Here is an 18720-nt window from a genome sequence, read left to right as displayed (position 1 = left end):
GCAGTATCCAGACCAGCCACTTTAAGATCCCAATTTGCTTCTCATTGAGATGGATGCGCAGAAAATCTTGGTAGAATGTCGGTAGCATTTTTTTGTTGGGGTGGCCGCAAACGCCACCCTCTTTTTTGGGACTCCTCTATTCTCTCAAACAATTGTCCCGTCTGGCTTCCGTCTACCTTGTCACCCTCTCAGAGATACGGGATGTCAACTGGTTTCGTTGGGGCGTCGTGTGCTGCGGGCTGTTACCGCTCCGGTTTTCGCGTTGTCTGTCGTCGCTGCTGTCTGGGAAACGCAGTGAACGGTTCGGTTTTTGCGGGTTCACCACACCAGACACAGAGGATTTTGGGGTTTGAGTGTTTTGGTGTGGGTTCTGTAAAACCCACATTCCGCACTTCAATTTGTAGTATGTTCGGTTAATCTGTCAAAGTTTTATGTAGAAAGCCTTATCAAAATCGTAGGTAAAAATACATACTACACAAGTTATTGAAAATTAATTTCAACAACGAAGGCTGTAATGTCCTTTTTTCGTTAAAAATCTTGTTGTAGTATGTTTGTGGTGCGGAATGTGGGGTAAAAACGATAAGATCCCCGGCATCTTGGAGATGCCGGGGATCTGGAGATCGACTACTCAGCTATAAAGGCATTTTAAACAGAAAGATTTTCACGAATTATTTCATTTTTGTATTTTTAAAGATATCTTTAAAAAGATTAATTTTTATTTTTTGTTTGAAAGCTAAAAACGCCTATTAATGTTATACAAAAAATACTGTTTTATGGTATATTACTAAATTAAAAAATGTGTGTTTTTACAAAAAAATCTCTATGTTCTCTGTGGTAAAACAATCGTGAAACGAATCCTCGAACCCGAAGTCATGGATACTTGGGAAGAATCCGTCGCCTACGATGCAATGGACTTCACCGAAGTCAATACCGTCTTTGTCGAAGACGCGATCACCATCGGTCCCGAATCCGGACTCGTTCTCGATTTAGGAACGGGAACGGCGAGAATTCCAGTGTTGATGGCGCAGCGAAAACCCCAGTGGCAAATTGTCGGCATCGACTTATCGCAAAATATGTTGAAACTGGGTCAGCAGCACGTCAACAATGCCGAGTTGAGCGATCGCATCAGTTTAGAATACCTCGATGCCAAACAACTGCCCTACGACGACAACAGCTTCGATTTCGTCGTCTCCAACAGCGTCGTTCACCATCTCAGCGATCCGGTTCCCTGCTTTCAAGAAATCGCCCGCGTTCTCAAACCGAGCGGCGGACTGTTCGTGCGGGATTTGTATCGCCCCGAGAACGAAGCGATCGTCGATCGCCTCGTCGCGAGTATCGGTTCGGACTACGACACGCATCAAACCCAACTATTTCGGGATTCCCTCTGCGCGGCGTTTACCGTCGAAGAAATCATCGAATTATTGAACCAAGCGGGATTGAACGACGTTTCCGTTAAAATGACCTCCGATCGCCATTGGACTGCCCAGCGAGCCGGGTGCAACGGACGTTAACAAAATGAGATGATAGGACAGTCAAACGGTTCGATCGCAGCCATTCACGAATCGTCCTAAATCCGAGTAGAACACACGAAAGCCAACTGTTATGAGACCGGGAACCCCCCCCCAGAACGCTGAAGATCGCAAATGGCGAGAGCAACTCGATCGCTTCGTCAAAGCCAACACTCTCGAAATCGCCGCCTTAGCTTGGGGTTTGCACCAACGCAACCCCGACAGTAACGAATATTTAGGCATCGACATCGCCCCGAAACCCCATTTCATCACCTGCACTCGGGACGCCCTAGAAGCCCTCAACCAAAAAGTCGATAACCGCCTGCGGGAGATGATGGGAGTCGTAGACAATCACAATCCCGAAATCGAAGTGCTTCTCATCGCCATTGGAAACGGCCAAATTCAAGCGGTGCAATACCAACCGCAGCCGACGCCGCCGGACTGTTTCGAGGAAGCAGACGCCGATGTCGATACGTTACTCGATCGCCTCGAACAGCGCATGGGGGCGCAAATCGAACCGTGAACCCAACCGAAACGAAACGGTAACGATCGCCAGTTTCAGGGAAATCGTCCGTAACCCGAGAAGCGATCGGGGTATAACATTTAATGGCTCCGCGTACGGCAGGTCAGGCCATAGAGTATCGATATCGCGCTCCTGTCGTCGTGTTTCCAAGCGTTCGTTTCCTCTATTGAAGTCACATATGTTCTCATTGCACAAATCTCTATCCATCGCTGCGATCGCTCTGATTGCGAGCGCGTCCGAACTCGGCGTTCCCGCTTACGGCCGTCCCCTCGTCGAACTCGAGAGAAATGTCGTCCGTATCAGTTCCCCGATTGCGACGTTCAAACAAGCTGAAAACTCAGAAGCGTCCGAAGACGTGAACCAACTTTTAGCCGAAGGTCGCGATCTCGTCGAAACCGGAGATTTTTCAGAGGCGTTGGTGCGCTATCGCGAAGCAGCCAGTTTAGACGACGCCAACCCTCGGATTTTTTCAGCGATCGGGTATTTAGAAGCCCAACAGGGAAATTTCGAGGCGGCCGTCGAAGCGTACCGACAAGCCCTCGACCTCGAGCCGAACGTGGCAGAATTCCATTACGCTTTGGCCTATGCCTTAGCCAATGCTGGAAACGATGCTGAAGCCGAGACCGAATACGAAGCCGCGACCGAACTCAACGATCGCAACGCCAACGCTTTCTTCGGACTCGGTGTCGTGCGGTATCGACAAGGGAACTACGACGGCGCTTTAAACGCCTACCGTCGGGCTGCTGCGCTCACCGACGACAATTGGCGAGTTCACGAATCCATCGGTTCGACCCTGTTACATTTAGAGCAGTACGACGAAGCGATTTCGGCGTTGCGAAAAGCTGCTAACCTCGCTCCCAACGAAGGGCGCATTCAGGTAAACCTTGGCGTGGCGTTACTCAACACCGATCGCGTCGAGGAAGCGATCGCAGCGTTCGATCGCGCCATCGAACTCGAACCGCGCAACGGCGAACTGTTATTTGAAGTGGGGCGACTGTTACTCGACCGTGGAAACCGCGATCGCGCCTTCGACTTGTACCGACGGGCTTCGGCACTCTACGACGAGCGAGCGGACATCCATCTCGAACTCGGTAAACTCTATCTCGAACGGGACGACAGCCTCAACGCGATTATCGCCTTCCGTCAAGCCGTTGCAGTCGATGACGACTTAGCCGAAGCACACCATCTTCTCGGGTTGACGCTGCAAGAGCGAGGGCGAACTGACGAGGCGATCGCCGAATTAGAAACCGCCCTACAACTGTACGAAGGACAGGGAAACAGCGACTTAGCTCGAGAAGTCCGAGATCGACTCGAAGCATTGCGTTAAAGCGAGACGTTTGGTGTCGAAAAGCCTCAGATCGAACCGTCGGGGAAGCGAACTGTCGTTGTGTTCCTTCTGAAGCGTCTCCACAGGAGGCTTCGACATACTTCTTAACGAGGTTTCGGGAACTTTTCACGCGATCGAGATTCATTACAGTAGAGAGGTAGAACGCGCGAAATCGACTCGATCTATCTCGAGTCGGTGAGGTCGTACCATCGTTTCACCCAGAAAGTTTCCATGCTTCAGTCTTCCCCCTCTGCCCGCCGCCCCCTGCTCGTCGCGATCGATGCAGGGGTAATGGATGTCGATCGACTCCTCAAAGGTCTAGTTCCCCAAGCCGAGGCGATCGTCTTACCGCGCGATCGCGATGGAATCGCCTATATCGATGATGCCCTAGCCCAGCGTCCCCACGTCACTCAACTGCACGTCGTCTCTCACGGGAAACCGGGCTGCTCGTTCCTCGGAAACGCTCGACTGAATCTCGAGACGCTTTCCCAGTACGGCGATCGCATTAGACGGTGGGGCGCAACCCACGACGGACGAAGACGCCCCAACTTTTCCATCGCGTTCTACGGTTGCCAAGTGGCGGCTGGCGACGCGGGTGCCGAATTCATCGAAAAACTCCACCGCCTCACCCAAGCCGACATCGCCGCCTCGACCACCCTCACCGGATGCGACGCCCTCGGCGGGAATTGGGAACTCGAGGTTCGGACTTCCACCCAGAACGATATTGCGATCGCTTTCGACAAACAACAGCAAGCCAACTATTCTCACGTCCTCGCCTCCCCAGTATTTTCGGGAACCATTAGCAACGTTACAGTTGACGAAGACGCATCCAACACCACCCTAGATCTGACTGCATTCTTCAGCGATGCCGATCAGCCCGCTAACACGCTGACCTATGCCGTTCAAAATAATAATTCTTCGCTGGTGACAACGTCTGTCAGTGGAGGTACGTTAACGCTAAATTATGTAGCTGACGCCTCGGGCGCGGCCAATCTGATCGTTCGCGCGTTAGACAACGATCTTAACAGCGACGATAGCAATGCGTTTACAGTTACCGTCAACGCTGTTAACGACGCGCCTACAGCTTCTAATGTCGATGTGGGAACGACCGACGAAGACGCACCGTTCAGCGGATCGCTGGCCTCAGCCGTATCAGATATCGATGACATCAGCAGCAATCTCAGCTTTGAAGCCGTAACGGATTTAGAAAGCAGCAAAGGCGCTAAAGTCACGATCGACGCCAGCGGCAACTACACCTACGATCCGACAAACGCCGCCGACCTACAAGCCCTCGCCTCGGGTCAAAGCATTACTGACAGCTTTACCTACACCGTTAAAGACGACGACAACGCGTCAGCGACCGGAACCGTTACCATCACCGTGACGGGCAGTAACGACACCCTCAACGCCCTAGACGACGAGGCGGACGTGTTAACGGGACAATCGGTCGCGATCGCCATACTGGAAAACGACATCGACCCAGACGGCGACGATTTCGTTCTCTTTTCCTTCGACAGCACCTCTGCTAACATTGGCAGCATTACGCGCGACGGCGATCGGCTCGTGTACCGCGCTCCTTCTGGATTTCTCGGCGAAGATACCTTCACGTACAAAATCACCGATGCCGCCAGTAGCGATACTGCTACCGTTACCGTTACTGTCAATGCGCCACCGGTTGCCCGAGACGATATCGCCTTTACCGGAGGTGACAGCCAGTCTGTCGCAGTGGATATCCTCACCAACGATAGCGACCCAGACACTACTCTCGGCGACGAGATCGGTGTAAAAACCTTTGATGGAACGTCCAAAAACGGCGGAACGGTCAGCATTATTACCAACAACACCGCCGACCCCAGCGACGATAAAGTTCGCTATACACCACCGGCCGGGTACAACGGACCCGATCGCTTCGAGTACACCATCGAAGACAAATTCGGCGGAACCGATACGGCAGCGGTCGTCATCAACCCCGCCGATGCCATCGACGACGACCCCCGCACGCAAACGAACCGCGCGATCGCCATCGACGTTCTGGCCAACGATAACTTGTTCAGCTCCGTATCGATCGCCAGTTTCGACAGTACCGGAATTAACGGTGGCGCGATTACCCAAGACGGTAACCTCCTCGTGTTTACCCCCGCCGAGGATTTTGAAGGCTTCGATTTCTTTGAATACACCCTCGAAGATGTCGATGGCAACCGGGACACGGCGACGGTTACAGTTCTAGTCGCCGACGAGGTAGAAATTCCACAACCGGAAACTCCTGTCGAACCAAACCCCAACGGGAACCGGGACAGCATCACTGTCATTCCCCCGATTCAACCCCCAAGTCCCAACGTCACCGTCGATACTCGCGAAGGGGAAAACGAAACTGGCGAAAATGTGGTGTTTGGAGACGAGTTTCCAAATACCCTGCAAGGAAAACCCGCCAAAGACATCATGTCCGGTTTGGCAGGAGACGATAACCTCTACGGTGCAGAGGGTGACGATCAGTTGTTCGGAAATGCCGGGAACGACTTTCTACGGGGAGAACTCGGCAACGATCTGATGTTTGCCGGAGCGGAGAACGACTTTCTCGATGGGGGCGACGGCGACGACGCTATGGCGGGAGAGTTTGGCGACGATACGCTACAAGGAGGACTCGGCAACGATTTGATGTTCGGCAACGGCGGGTTCGATCGCCTCGATGGAGGAGAAGGGGCCGATACGATTCTCGGTGGCAAGGACAACGATATTCTGACGGGGAATTTCGGCGACGACGTTATGGCGGGCGAAGTCGGAATCGATACTGTACAGGGGGGAGACGGTAACGATTTACTCTTCGGGAACCAGGACAACGACATTCTCGACGGTTCGCGGGGGGACGATTCCCTCTTCGGCGGTCAAAACGACGATATTCTCTTCGGGGCAGGCGGAAACGACTGGCTTAAAGGGGATCTCGGGAACGACGTTCTTATCGGAGGCGACGGCGAAGATCGATTTATTATTGTCAACGACGGATCGATCGATACTATTGGCGATTTTACGTCTGGAGAAGATGAAATCGATCTCTCTCTCGGGAACTTTCAACCCGAAGATATCGTTTTACAACCGAATGGCAACGACACCTTCGTTAAAATTGTCAATACGGATACCGTACTGGCGATCGTACAGAATGTAGCGTTCGACCAGTTGGGAACGGAGGATTTTTCTTTCTAGGTCGCGAGGGGTTGACCTCTCTAACCCTCGGGAAAGAACCAGTGATACAGTAACAACAAATTCCTGCGACGATCGCCGTGGGTTAGTCCTCTACTGAAGTTTGTCCGCTTGGAAATATCGCACGCCGACTCTCGAACCGATCGGCGTTTTTTCAAGTCGAGGCGCGTCTCGGTGGGGTTCGTCTACCTCTGTTGCTAATTTGTCTACGAACGCAATGCTCGATGCCTAGGTTGCGCGATACAGTTCGGACGTTACGGTCTACGATCGCTCGATATATCTCGAAGAACTCTGCTCTGAAGGCTTCATTTCTCGGTGTCAAACCCTCTGTGGCGATCGTTCATCTCGCCGTTACCGTTTCGGTGGGTCTGGCCCAGGCGGGAGGAGCGTTCGAGCGGGCCGAACGGTTGGCCTTCGATCGCGCCGTGCGTCGGCGCAGCCATCCGTCAACCCCTTCGCTGGTTACGATCGTTGCCGTCACGGAAACAGATTTAACGGAATATCAATGGCCGCTCTCCGATGCAATGCTGGCCGAAGCGATCGAGCGCCTGCAACGCCACAGTCCCCGCGCCATCGGTCTCGATCTCTATCGGAGCGTAGCGGTCGGTGAGGGGGCGATCGCCCTCGACACACAACTCGACGCTCCTAACGTCATAGCGATTCGCAGTATTGCGACACCGGAACACGGAGGGACGCCCGCCCCGGAAACCGTTCCTCCCGATCGCGTGGGGTTTAACGAAGTGCCGCTCGATCGCGATGGCGTCGTCCGTCGTCAACTGTTGTTTGCCACGGATTCCGAAGGCGAGTTGCTGTTTTCCCTCGCCTCTCGCCTGGCCTTTCGCTACTTACAACCTGACGGTATCGCGCCGGAAAACGGCTCGTCTGTTTCTGATAGCATTCGGTTGGGCAAAACTACCCTCGTTCCTCTCGATCGCACGGCTGGAGGCTACCGCAACATCGACCCTTCCGGCTATCAGATCCTACTCGACTATCGCACCCCTACGGGTTCGGTTCCCACGATTTCTCTAGACGACCTGTTGAACGATCGCATCGACCCACAAGCCATTCGCGATCGCGTGGTGTTGATAGGCTCGATCGCGCCGAGTTTGCGGGATTTGTTCGCCACCCCTTTCAGCGAGATGGAAAACGACAGTGCTGCGGTCAAAATGCCCGGCGTCGAACTGCACGCCCAGATGGTGCGACATCTCGTGGCGATCGCGCAAGGCGATCGTCGTCCCTGGCGGTATGCTCCCGACTGGCTCGAAGCACTCTGGGTTTGGGCGTGGATTCTCCTCGGAACGGGGTTGGCGTGGCGGGTGCGCCGTCCTTGGTATCTAGCCGGGGCGATCGTCGCCGCCCTCGCGGGTTTGTGGCTGCTGGAACTGGGATTTTTTGCCGCTGCGTGGTGGATACCCATCGCCTGGCCACGTATGGGCTTCCTCGTTGCGGCAGCCGCGACCCTCGCCTATCGACTGCTCGACGATGTTCTCCACGATCGACTTACGGGCTTACCCAATCGGACGCTGTTGTACAATCGCATCTGTCTGTGGCGGCGACTCCAACACGTCCGCTCGTCCTGCAACGGTAGCCAGGTGGGGGCGATCTATCTCGACCTCGATCGCTTCAAGGCGGTCAACGACTGTTTGGGATCGACCGTTGGCGATTTCGTCTTAGTAGAGGTGACCGGACGCCTGAAAAGCTGTTTGTCACAAACCGACCTTTTGGCCCGAGTCGGCCCCGATGAGTTCGCGATGGTTCTTCACGATGTCGCCGATCTCGACACCCTCATGGACGTGGCGCTGCAAGTGCGCCGCAAGCTCAAACGGCCGTTTTTCCTCGAGAACGGACAGCCCCTATTTCTCACCTCGAGTATCGGTCTGGCCCTGGGGTTGCCCGGAGACCGCGATCCGATCGAAGACGCCCACACCGCCATGTACCGCGCGAAAGCTGGCAACAACGTCTATCCAGAAGTGTTCGATCCCGCCTTCCAAGCCCAAGCCGTGGCTCGGTTTCAACTCGAAATCGACCTGCGCGAGTCGATGGCTCATTCTCAGGTATTCGCCACCCCCGTCGAACAAGCTCACTGGCACGAAAAAGAGGATTCCAATTTGCCGCACTCGGAACTCGGGGAGACGTTTCGGGTATACTACCAACCTCTAGTCCGGCTGTCGTCGGGAAAAATTTCCGGGTTTGAAGCGTTAGTGCGCTGGCAGCATCCGCTTCGCGGTTTGGTGCCGCCAGGGCAGTTTATTCCCGTCACTGAAGAAATCGGATCGATCGTGCCGTTAGGGGCGTGGGTTCTCGATCGCGCCTGTTCGCAAACTCGTCTGTGGCAGCGGCAATTTCCCAGTCGCCATCGCTTGCAGGTGAGCGTGAATTTGTCGGGGAAGCAGTTGCAATCGCCGGATTTGGTCGAGCGCATTGCCGAGATTCTCTCGCGCACCCGCTTGAAGCCTCAGTGGTTGAAGTTGGAAATTACTGAAAGTGTGGCGATGGAGGATGTCAAAGCGACGATCGCCGTTTTGGAGCGTCTCAAAGCGTTGAAGGTCAAGTTGAGCATCGACGATTTCGGAACGGGCTATTCGTCTTTGAGCTATCTCAATCGTTTTCCGGTCGATACGTTGAAAATCGATCGGTCGTTCGTGCAACGGATGGAAAATTCTCGCGAAGATCGCGAAATCGTTCGGACGATCGTGACCTTAGCTCATACCTTGGGAATGGACGCGATCGCCGAAGGGATCGAAACTCCCGAAGATTTGGCACACTTGCGCGAACTTGGCTGCGATTACGGTCAAGGCTATTGGTTTGCCAAACCGCTTCCGGCGTCGGCGGCGGCGCAGTTACTCGCACGACGACCCCGATGGTGAATGTATTGGGCGAAATATTCCATGAAACCCGCGACTTGTCTGGGGAGATATTTTCGACTCGGGTAGACAAGCTGTAATCCTACGGTGCGATCGTCGCCGCTATATGCACCCACGATATAGTCATCGAACAGTACGATTAAGCGTCCGGCGTCGAGATCTCGTTTGATGTCCCAAAACGATTTTAGGGCAATTCCTGCACCGGCTAACGCCCACTGTCGCACGATGGCGCCATCTCCACCGATGAGAGCTGCCTGGACTTCGACCGTCGTTGAAATTGCTGGGGAACTCGACTCTTTTTTAAAGCACCATCGATCGAATTTTTCGCCCAAGCGTTCCATGACGAGACAGCGATGGTGTTTTAAGTCTTGAGGTTGTTGTGGAATTCCATATTTTTCTAAATATTTGGGCGAAGCACAAACTACGCGTCGGTTCTCTGTAGTCAGAGATCGCATCATTAAGTTGCTATCGGGTAAATTTCCCAAACGAACCCCCAAGTCAAAGCCTTCAGCAATTAAATCGACCGCGTGTTCGGATAGAAGCAGATAAGGAACGACCTTGGGATGTTCGCATACAAAGTCAGCTAAGGCTGGCGCTACAAACTGACGGCCGAAGTCGGAAGGAGCGGTGACGCGCAACTGCCCAGAAAGCTCTGGTTTTCCCACCTCAAAGGTCGCTTCGGCTTCTGCGATCGCCGCTAAAACTCGCAAACAGGCTTCGTAGAAACGATGTCCTGCATCAGTCAGGGAAATGCTGCGGGTGTTGCGGTTGAGCAGGCAAGTGGCATAGCGAGCTTCTAGGGCTTTGAGGCGTGCGGTCATACTGGCGGGTGAAAGACCGAGCTGGCGACCGGCGGCGGCTAATCCGCCAGCTTTGACGACTCGCACAAATAGCTCCATATCGTCGATCTTAGTCATGAGTCGGTGCGATCGTTCAGTTTTTCTGAAAAGTATTTTTAAGTTTAGAGTAATTCCAAAAATAAAAGCAACTTGCTAAGCTAAATATATGCAAAAGAAGCAATCTACAAAAGATAATTTTTTATGCTAATTTTATTCCAATCTTAAAAAGATTTGCTTCGATCGTTCGTACAAAAAAAGGTTGTTGTATCTTGAAACTTAGGTAACTGCCATGAAAGCTGTTGGACTCTACAAATACCTTCCGATCGCCGATCCAAATAGTTTGCAAGATGTTGAGATCGAACGCCCCGAACCTCAAGGACACGATCTTCTGGTAGAGGTAAAAGCGATTTCGGTCAATCCTGTAGATACAAAAATACGCGCGCCCAAGGATAAAGTGGAAACGAAACCTCGTATTTTGGGCTGGGATGCTGCCGGGGTGGTGGCGGCTGTCGGCGAATCGGTGACGGCCTTCAAGCCCGGCGATGAAGTTTACTATGCTGGGGATCTTACACGTCCGGGGAGTAACAGTGAATTTCAGCTCGTCGACGAGCGCATCGTCGGACATAAACCGACGTCTTTGGGATTCGACCGGGCGGCTGCACTACCGCTAACGGCACTGACGGCTTGGGAAGCCCTGTTCGATCGCTTGAAAATTAGCAAAACAGGCGAAGACTCAGGAAAATCGATTTTAATCGTCAACGGTGCTGGAGGGGTTGGCTCGATCGCAATCCAGATCGCGAAGAAAATTGCCAAACTCAAGACGATTGCGAGTGCCTCTCGTCCTGAAACTGCTCAGTGGTGCCGCAAACTCGGTGCGGACGAGATCGTCAATCACCGTAACAATTTAGCTGAGGAATTGAAACAGATCGGGTACGAGACTGTCGATTACATTCTTTGTCTCAACGATACAGACGGTCACTGGGACGCCATGGCCGAGGCGATCGTCCCCCAGGGACTCATTTGTACCATTGTGGAAAATTACAGACCGTTGGATATGGAGGTATTGATGAAGAAAAGCGTGGGTTTGGTTTGGGAGTTAATGTTTACTCGCGCCATGTATTGCACAGAAGATATGCTTCAACAGCAACTCCTCCTCAACGAAGTGAGTCGAGCGATCGATGAGGGAACGTTGACAACGACTTGCAACGATGTTGTCTGTCCCATTAATGCTAAACATCTTCGGGACGTTCACGCTCGCATTGAAGCGGGTCGAACCATTGGTAAAATTGTGTTGGCAGGCTGGGAGTCGGTAAATCTCGACGCCTAGGACTTCAAGGGAACGGACAGATTGCCAGGATACTAGCGGTTCGCACCGAGATCTTCAGTCAACTGCTAGAGACAGCTCCGAAAGACTTCAAGTTTGGCCGAACGCCAGTATTTCCTGCCTGCGATCGCCCCGTGAAAGAGTCCCCGTGAAAGAGTCAGTTTACCCGAAATCTTAAAAAATGCGGATCGAGCGAGCTTCTCCTACATCCATCCGAGCAACCGCGATCCCCAAGCTCGGATGACTTTGATCCTTTGAAGCCATTTCGCTATGATAGGAAGAGAACCAATCTTTGGTAGAGCTACCTTGTCTTGGCTCAGCCGGATTATCAGGCCGCACTGAAGGAGCTATCTGATTGATGGACTACATTGAAAAGGTATTGGAGAAGGTTCGGGACTGGGCGCGGAAGCTCATCGACGCCTTGTTAGGCCCCGACGTTCGCCCCGAACCCGAACCCATTCCAATTCCCGTTGACGATCGCCGAATTCGTCGGTAGTCTAATTGGTGTCCTCTGCGTCTACAGACTGGCTTAGAACGCTCGTCCTCCACGGGCCAAATTTAAATCTTCTAGGTCAGCGAGAACCCAACGTCTACGGCTCGGTGACACTAGACGAGATCGATCGCCTGATCGATCGAGAAGCACGGACTTTACACGTTAAAGTTTCGTGCTTTCAGTCTAACAGTGAAGGTGGGTTAGTCGATGCTGTCCAACAGGCTTGGGGGCAGTACGATGGGTTGTTGATCAACCCCGCCGCGTACACCCACACCAGCGTAGCGCTACGAGACGCGATCGCGGCGGTAAAAATCCCAACTGTTGAAGTCCACTTGAGCAACATTCACCAGCGAGAATCCTTTCGCCATCACTCGTACATCGCACCGGTGGCGATCGGTCAAATTAGCGGTTTTGGATATTACAGCTATATTTTAGGGCTGCACGCCCTCACACACTACCTGCGCGATCGACAGCCATCTCACTCGACTAGCGAGGAGTCAAGGCGTTAAGGCTTCCCTTGAAGCTTACAAGATAGAGCCGTTTGGTAAATTCGGCAAGGAGTTCGCCAAACGGCTTTGTTTTATTCAATTTATTGATTTTTTATTCAATTTAGTTTAAAATGAGATCGTAACAGTCACAGCGGAGGGTTCGAGACGATGGTTGCAGCATTTGACTCGTTCGAGATGACCGCTTCAGAGTATTTGACATGGGAGCCGTTGCAAGATTTACGCTACGAATTCATCAACGGACAAGTCGTCGCTATGACTGGCGGGACGATCGCTGACAACGATATCGCACTCAACCTCAACGATCGATTACGAGCCGCTTTGCGTCCGAAAGGCTGTCGGGTAAACGTCGCAGATGTAAAAGTGCAGGTAGAAGCGACGGGAAATTACTTTTACCCGGATGTCATTGTCAGTTGCGACGATCGAGATCGAACGGCGGCGACAGAGATTCGCTTTCCCGAGTTGTTAGTTGAAGTGCTATCACCCGCAACCGAAGCCAAAAATCGCGGACGCAAATGGGAAAACTACCGCCAACTTCCAACGTTGCAAGAATACCTCCTCGTTAACACTAGCCATCGACTCGTCGAGCGTTTTCGGCGACAAGAGACATTTTGGACGTATCGCACCTACAGTGTCGGCGAAGTGTTGGAATTAGAAAGCGTCGGGTTGTCTGTGGCGGTAGAAGCGATTTATGCAGGAGTGACGTTAGACGAAGACGATAGGAAAACTCAAACCGATTAATTCGATCGAACATTGCAGAGAAACTGGATTTTAGAGGAGTTTGTCATGGAGAACCGCGAACTGTTGCGACGTTACCGCCAAGGCGATCGCGATGCAGGGTATCAACTCGCCAGAAAACTCAATACCTCAACCGAGATTTTGCGCGAACTCGCCGAAAGTGAAGATTTGCAGATTGCAGAAGAGGCGAAATGGCACGTCAATCTGGCGGGGGAAGCCGAAGAAAATTGGCAAGCCGAAGTCGATGCGGCAATGGAGGCGGCGGATTTGGAACAAAACGATCGCCTAGTGGTGGAGATGCTGAAACTCGGATCGGTTCCCGAGATGTTTCTGAGCCAGTGGCTTCCCGTTGACGCAGGAATTCGGAATTTAAAGTATCCCGATTTACCGGAACGATACGCGAAACGTTTGTTCGATCGCCTATTTCGAGATCCAGATTTTTCCAAGCCAAAGTTACAATCTCTTCTGAAAACGGCGAAATTACCTTTATCAATTTTCACCCGATTTATCGGCGATCTCGATCCGTCAATTCGTGCGGCGGTTCGCAGCAATCCCTACTGTCTTCAATCTCTCCTCGAAGAATTCGATCGAACCGAAGAGACAGCCAAAAACCAAAATGCCGATCCAGAAACGTTAGCCGAACTCGCCAAAATGGATTGGTTTGAGGTTCGTAAAGCCGTTGCCGAAAATCCAAATACCTCAGTTGAAATTCTCGATCGATTGGCATTTCAATGCAGTTTAAAACCCGAAGAATCCGTTGAGATTGCCTTGGCGATCGCTCGAAACCTCCAAGCTTCAGAAACGGCACTTGAGAGATTATCTCACCACGCTAATGCTAAAGTTCGCGAAGCGGTTGTTGAGAATCCCCACACGAACAAAACGATCGTCGAACGCTGGCTTCATGAAAGCTACGATTGTATTTCAAGATTTTTTCCATATTTTGGTGGTAGAATATACATCACTACAAGCTCGGGCAGTCTCTTGATTGATTCTCTGTCTCTCTTCTTTACGATTTACCAAAGTTCGAGTAAAGCCTGGCTAGAAGTTGAAACTCTTTCTGAAGATTTTCTTCATGAAGAATCATTTCGTTTGTTCGAAGAATTGGCAGGACAGTATGACGTTCCCAAAAAAATATTGAAGGGAATAGCTTGCTTGGTTTCTTTTCCGAAAAAACTCCAAAGATCTTTAATCCGAAGAAACTCTAATATTTCACAATTTTTTGTAGATAAAATATACAATTTTATATTCCAACATGCCTCGTGTGGAGATCGGCTACTCACCTTATTAAAATCAGACGACGAGCGTGCCACAACCTTAAAGCAAATCTGGCCATCCTGGCAATACTGCATTTCAACACTAACACCTTCTGAAATTGACACTTTACAATGGATGTCAGCAGATTTGGGTTTATCAAAAGATAGCTTAGACGATCGAACTTTAAGCAATTATCCTCAACTCGAGCATCTCGATATATTTTTGCGATGGGAGAAAAAGTTTTCTAAATCGACAGAAGAAGAAAAAGTATCTGTGAGTTTTGAAGAAAAAATTGCTAACGAACTTCTCAAAAATCCTGCATTTCCTGAAGATTTAAAAACTCAGCTTCCAGTCAAACCCTCAAAATTATTCAAGAGCCAAGAGTCTAAATCGACAGGGCAAAACCAACTGTGGAAAGTGCATCAAAATCGCGACAAAAAGCGGATACTCGCTCGCCAAACTCGAGATCTAAAAAAACTCAGTCAGCTTGTCGAAGATTCCGACGAAGAAATTCGCTTAATTCTTGTCGATCGTTGTTCGACTTTACCCTTGTCAATTTTGCAAAAATTAGCGCGAGATGCGAGTGTTAAAGTTCGGCTTCGTCTCATCAATCCATCCAAACCTTTGAATCCCGAAATCTTTTCGGTAATTTTAGAAATTTTGGCTGAAGATATCGCACCAAAGGTACGAGAAGAAGTCGCGAAACAACCCGATACACCCGTTGAGAGTTTACGAAAACTCTCTCGCGATCGAAATGCCTATGTTCGCCAACAAATCCTTCGCAATCCCAATACTCCCAGCGATGTATTGATGGATTTTTTTGAAGAATTATTGCGAAATTCTGAAACATTAAGACAACAGCTCGATCGCGATCGACTCCTTCGGAAATTTCCTCCAAACCTTCTCGCCGCCATCGCAAAACATCCAGACTGTACGATTCGCTATCGCGTCGCCTGTCATCCTAATACATCGAGCGAAACCCTAACCCAATTGGCAAAAGATTCGTATCTTCCCACGGTGAGAACCGTTGCCAAACATCCTAACACACCGGCGAAAGTGTTGGAACGATTGAGCCAGCGAAAAGACTTTACGACTCGCTACAACACACTCAACAATCTTAATTTGTCCGAGGCGGTTATCTCGAACCTGTTTGAAAACGAAGGATATTGGGAAAACCAGCCTTTAGGAGAGGGGGAACATACAGAAGTTCCCGTCGATCGCGATCGTTTTCGCCAGGCGATCGCGCGTCATCCCAATACCTCGATCGAGATTCTGAAAACCCTCGTCGAAGAAGCGTTCGATCCCGAAGAAAACACCGAACAGTTAAAAGCGATCGTCAGCAATCCGAACCTGACATCAGATCTTCTCGATATTGCCATCGAACGCGCCAGTGTTGAAGTTCGTCAAGCGATCGTCGGACATCCCCAGCTAACGCCTCAACAGTGGGAAAAATTGGCGATCGATCGAGATGTACGAGTGCGCGAAGTCGTGGCGATGTCTGCGACACTTCCGGCGATTATCGACATTTTACAACAAGACGAGAGTGCGACAGTGCGTCGGAATCTGGTTTTCAACCAACATTTACTCGAACCGTTGTTGGAACAGTTGGCGCAAGATATTGATTCCAGTGTACGTCAGGCGGTGTTACAGCAGGTTTTAAACAGCGACAATCCACCGATTTCTGTATTGGCGAAACTGGCTGACGCACCCGAAACCGAAATTCGTCAATCGATCGCCAACCATCCCAACGTTAACGATACGATTTTAGAGCATCTCATCCACGACGATCGCGCCAGCGTTCGTCAAGGGATTTTAGACAATCCTAACCTCTCCGTTTCCTTACTCGAACAGTTGGCGCAAGATATTGATTCCAGTGTACGTCAGGCGGTGTTACAGCAGGTTTTAAACAGCGACAATCCACCGATTTCTGTATTGGCGAAACTGGCTGATGCACCCGAAACCGAAATTCGCCAAGCGATCGCCAACCATCCCCACGCCAACAGTGCAATTTTAGCGAAACTGGCTGATGCACCGGAAATTGAAATTCGTCGATCGATCGCCAACCATCCCCACGCCAACAGTGCAATTTTAGAAAAACTTGCCAACGACGAGAAAATCAGCGTTCGTCAAACGGTTTTGGACAATCCTAAGACGCCGATTTCTATTCAAGAAACAATTCCAGAATGGCAGTACCGTCCGTCTCCTTTAGGAAATCGTACCACAAGTCTTACCCTTCGAGGTGCGATCGTTCCTTTTAACCCACAAACCGACGATCGATCGCAAATCCTCGCCCAATATACCCAGTCTACCGTACCATTTATTCGGCTGATGGCATTGATGAATCCCCAAACGCCTGTTGCGGCGTTGGAAGAGGGAAGCACATCGTCGTTTTGGTTAGAACGTTATGCTGTTGCGAACAATTCAGCTACTCCTCAAGAATTGCGGAAAAAATTAGCTTACGATAGCCATTGTCTCGTTCGCGCTGCTGCTAAAGCACAGTTGTCAAACCCAGATTAATCCACAAAGAGGAAGTTATGAAACCCGAAGCGATTCAAAAACTAGCCACTTTGGAAACTTTAATGAGAAGTCCGATTTACTGGGATGGTGAAGAACGGGGAGAGTTGAATGTATTAGATTTACTCATTGCGGAAAATTTTGTCACGCCAACCGATCCGAAATTTGCGATTTATGATTGGGAATGTCTGGAGGAGCGAGGTTGCATTATTGAGGAATATAATCCTGGCGATCGCGACAATGTTTTAGATGAAGCTACCCAAGAGCTTCGAGAAACTATTTATCGAGAAGTTTTAGATATTCTCAAATCCGAGTTAACCGAAGTTGTTGGACTTGAGTTTAGCTGTAAAAAACGTAAAGATTATTTTGATTATTCTGAGGGATTGTTCTCGTTTTATGCGATATTAGGTAAAACTAAAAATCATGATTGGATTTGTGTTATGCCAACTTTGCCTCGAGAAGTTACTTTTTATTTTGAAGATTATCTTGAAGAGGAATATCTGGAAAATGAGTTAGTCCTTCCAAGTCAAGACTCGGAAACTCATGCTAAAACTTTAGCGTTGTGCGATCGCCTGCAAAAAACGCTCGATCGCCTTCCAGTTATTAGTATTTATGGATACTATGGTGGCGGATATGATTATCGCTACAATCATAGGATTCTCTGCGAAGCATCTTCTAACCGATCGACAGCCTTTCAAAATGCTTTGATTAAAGCGGGAGCGCTCGAAATTCGTGCATTTGAGAATATAAATGAGAATTTGTGGAATCTAAAAGTCGCGGAGTTTTTTAATTCTGACACCTTTCCTTATCTTTTTCTCTATCGTATCAGTTTGTGGGATCGCGATTATATTTATGTTTGGGGACTGGCTTCAGATGTCGATTGGATTGGCTGGCAAACTGGACTTGATTTCGAGTATAATCCGTAATTTAAAGTTGATTCAATATTGGAAGATTGGCGAAAATTTAAAATCTTGAATATTCCGAGAATCTGAAGAGATGATCGTTCCATAAAATAGGATTTAAAACGAGAAAATCTGGATCTTCGGAGTTTGAGGTTATAATGGAGGAAATTTAAAAATGAGTTTTTTGTAGAAGACTTGGTGAATTCACTCAAAGTAAGAGTGAAAAACTTAGTCGGAGAAGGCGACGTAATATTTTTGTAGCTAGGCTTGAGAGAAGAAAAATTCGCCTATAATCATTGTGGTGAGAAGACGGACGAACTTAACCAAACACGAAATGTAATAGTTCGATATTTTCTCATTTCGGGTCAACTCATATATTTTAAAAACACCACAACAGGAAGAAATTGCTGAAATCCTTCTACAACAGCCTTTAGAGGTCAAAAAAGTGGTCGAAAACGTCAGTATAGATATGTGAGAAAGATTTTCAAAGCTCATCGAAAAAATGTTTCCCAATTTCCAAATTGTCATCGATCGATTTCACGTTATGAAAGCCGTAAATGATAATTTGTATAAAATCCGAAAGCAAGTGAAGTTTAAAGTGAAATCAAAAAAGAAAAATAATTGTTGCTTAAAAATCAAAAAAATCAAACAAAGACGAATTAGAAAAGCCATAGATCGTTTACAAACAGTCAAAACGTTTTTGAAAGTTTTATCAGTTTAAAGAAAATTTTAG

Annotated in this window: 14 protein-coding genes; 13 read left to right on the top strand and 1 reads right to left on the bottom strand. The window is 49.8% G+C overall.

Annotated elements, in window-relative coordinates; genetic code table 11:
• The first annotated feature begins 100 nt into the window (after positions 1-100).
• The 6 genes from GEI7105_RS40750 (at position 101) to GEI7105_RS0108525 (ending at position 9420) form a co-directional block, all read left to right on the top strand.
• Complete coding sequence (locus tag GEI7105_RS40750) at positions 101-298, top strand: 16S rRNA (uracil(1498)-N(3))-methyltransferase (protein WP_071591991.1); 198 nt, start codon at positions 101-103, stop codon at positions 296-298.
• Positions 299-845: 547 nt separating this feature from the next.
• Positions 846-1511 (top strand): class I SAM-dependent methyltransferase, encoded by a 666-nt coding sequence (locus GEI7105_RS0108545; protein WP_026097518.1) that lies wholly within the window; start codon positions 846-848, stop codon positions 1509-1511.
• A gap of 91 nt (positions 1512-1602) precedes the next feature.
• Complete coding sequence (gene ccmS, locus GEI7105_RS0108540; RefSeq protein WP_017660059.1) at positions 1603-2031, top strand: beta-carboxysome assembly chaperone CcmS; 429 nt, start codon at positions 1603-1605, stop codon at positions 2029-2031.
• Positions 2032-2209: 178 nt separating this feature from the next.
• On the top strand, positions 2210-3358 hold the full coding sequence (locus GEI7105_RS29700; RefSeq protein WP_017660058.1) for a tetratricopeptide repeat protein: 1149 nt from the start codon (positions 2210-2212) through the stop codon (positions 3356-3358).
• Positions 3359-3589: 231 nt separating this feature from the next.
• Positions 3590-6556 (top strand): Ig-like domain-containing protein, encoded by a 2967-nt coding sequence (locus tag GEI7105_RS35920; protein ID WP_083862346.1) that lies wholly within the window; start codon positions 3590-3592, stop codon positions 6554-6556.
• Between the two features lie 221 nt (positions 6557-6777).
• A complete protein-coding gene (locus GEI7105_RS0108525) occupies positions 6778-9420 on the top strand; it encodes a putative bifunctional diguanylate cyclase/phosphodiesterase (RefSeq protein WP_071591990.1) in 2643 nt (880 codons plus the stop codon).
• On the opposite strand, the gene GEI7105_RS29695 is transcribed toward GEI7105_RS0108525, so the two are convergent.
• Positions 9351-10334 carry a LysR family transcriptional regulator gene (locus GEI7105_RS29695; protein WP_017660056.1) on the bottom strand — a complete coding sequence of 328 codons (984 nt, stop codon included), beginning with the start codon at positions 10332-10334 and terminating at the stop codon, positions 9351-9353. The two genes, GEI7105_RS0108525 and GEI7105_RS29695, sit on opposite strands and share 70 nt — an antisense overlap.
• 211 nt (positions 10335-10545) lie before the next feature.
• Between GEI7105_RS29695 and GEI7105_RS0108515 the strand changes: the two genes are divergently transcribed.
• The 7 genes from GEI7105_RS0108515 (at position 10546) to GEI7105_RS40985 (ending at position 18708) form a co-directional block, all read left to right on the top strand.
• Positions 10546-11583: a zinc-binding alcohol dehydrogenase family protein gene (locus GEI7105_RS0108515; RefSeq protein WP_017660055.1), complete on the top strand. Its 1038-nt coding sequence runs from the start codon at positions 10546-10548 to the stop codon at positions 11581-11583.
• Positions 11584-11938: 355 nt separating this feature from the next.
• Positions 11939-12076 carry a hypothetical protein gene (locus GEI7105_RS38995; protein ID WP_017660054.1) on the top strand — a complete coding sequence of 46 codons (138 nt, stop codon included), beginning with the start codon at positions 11939-11941 and terminating at the stop codon, positions 12074-12076.
• A gap of 8 nt (positions 12077-12084) precedes the next feature.
• On the top strand, positions 12085-12582 hold the full coding sequence (aroQ, locus tag GEI7105_RS0108505; RefSeq protein ID WP_017660053.1) for a type II 3-dehydroquinate dehydratase: 498 nt from the start codon (positions 12085-12087) through the stop codon (positions 12580-12582).
• Between the two features lie 147 nt (positions 12583-12729).
• The gene (locus tag GEI7105_RS0108500; RefSeq protein WP_017660052.1) at positions 12730-13320 is read left to right on the top strand and encodes a Uma2 family endonuclease; all 591 of its coding nucleotides are present in this window, start codon (positions 12730-12732) and stop codon (positions 13318-13320) included.
• 45 nt (positions 13321-13365) lie between these two features.
• Entirely contained in the window at positions 13366-17088 is a 3723-nt protein-coding gene (locus GEI7105_RS0108495; RefSeq protein ID WP_144053721.1) for a hypothetical protein, read from the top strand.
• 17 nt (positions 17089-17105) lie between these two features.
• Positions 17106-18011: a hypothetical protein gene (locus GEI7105_RS0108490; protein ID WP_017660050.1), complete on the top strand. Its 906-nt coding sequence runs from the start codon at positions 17106-17108 to the stop codon at positions 18009-18011.
• A 478-nt stretch (positions 18012-18489) separates the two neighbouring features.
• A complete protein-coding gene (locus GEI7105_RS40985; RefSeq protein ID WP_017660049.1) occupies positions 18490-18708 on the top strand; it encodes a transposase in 219 nt (72 codons plus the stop codon).
• Positions 18709-18720: the final 12 nt, after the last annotated feature.

This window comes from Baaleninema simplex PCC 7105, from assembly GCF_000332355.1.
Classification (GTDB): Bacteria; Cyanobacteriota; Cyanobacteriia; order Cyanobacteriales; family Geitlerinemataceae; genus Baaleninema; species Baaleninema simplex.
The sequence above is the reverse complement of the archived record's forward strand: the minus strand, read 5'-3'. Positions and strand labels throughout refer to the sequence as shown.

Excerpts from the sequence above, each read along its gene's own strand:
- ccmS (WP_017660059.1), top strand. The coding sequence starts at position 1,603 with ATGAGACCGGGAACCCCCCCCCAGAACGCTGAAGATCGCAAATGGCGA.
- GEI7105_RS29700 (WP_017660058.1), top strand. The coding sequence starts at position 2,210 with ATGTTCTCATTGCACAAATCTCTATCCATCGCTGCGATCGCTCTGATT.
- GEI7105_RS35920 (WP_083862346.1), top strand. The coding sequence starts at position 3,590 with ATGCTTCAGTCTTCCCCCTCTGCCCGCCGCCCCCTGCTCGTCGCGATC.
- GEI7105_RS0108525 (WP_071591990.1), top strand. The coding sequence starts at position 6,778 with ATGCCTAGGTTGCGCGATACAGTTCGGACGTTACGGTCTACGATCGCT.
- GEI7105_RS29695 (WP_017660056.1), bottom strand. The coding sequence starts at position 10,334 with ATGACTAAGATCGACGATATGGAGCTATTTGTGCGAGTCGTCAAAGCT.
- GEI7105_RS0108515 (WP_017660055.1), top strand. The coding sequence starts at position 10,546 with ATGAAAGCTGTTGGACTCTACAAATACCTTCCGATCGCCGATCCAAAT.
- GEI7105_RS38995 (WP_017660054.1), top strand. The coding sequence starts at position 11,939 with ATGGACTACATTGAAAAGGTATTGGAGAAGGTTCGGGACTGGGCGCGG.
- GEI7105_RS0108500 (WP_017660052.1), top strand. The coding sequence starts at position 12,730 with ATGGTTGCAGCATTTGACTCGTTCGAGATGACCGCTTCAGAGTATTTG.
- GEI7105_RS0108495 (WP_144053721.1), top strand. The coding sequence starts at position 13,366 with ATGGAGAACCGCGAACTGTTGCGACGTTACCGCCAAGGCGATCGCGAT.
- GEI7105_RS0108490 (WP_017660050.1), top strand. The coding sequence starts at position 17,106 with ATGAAACCCGAAGCGATTCAAAAACTAGCCACTTTGGAAACTTTAATG.
- GEI7105_RS40985 (WP_017660049.1), top strand. The coding sequence starts at position 18,490 with ATGTTTCCCAATTTCCAAATTGTCATCGATCGATTTCACGTTATGAAA.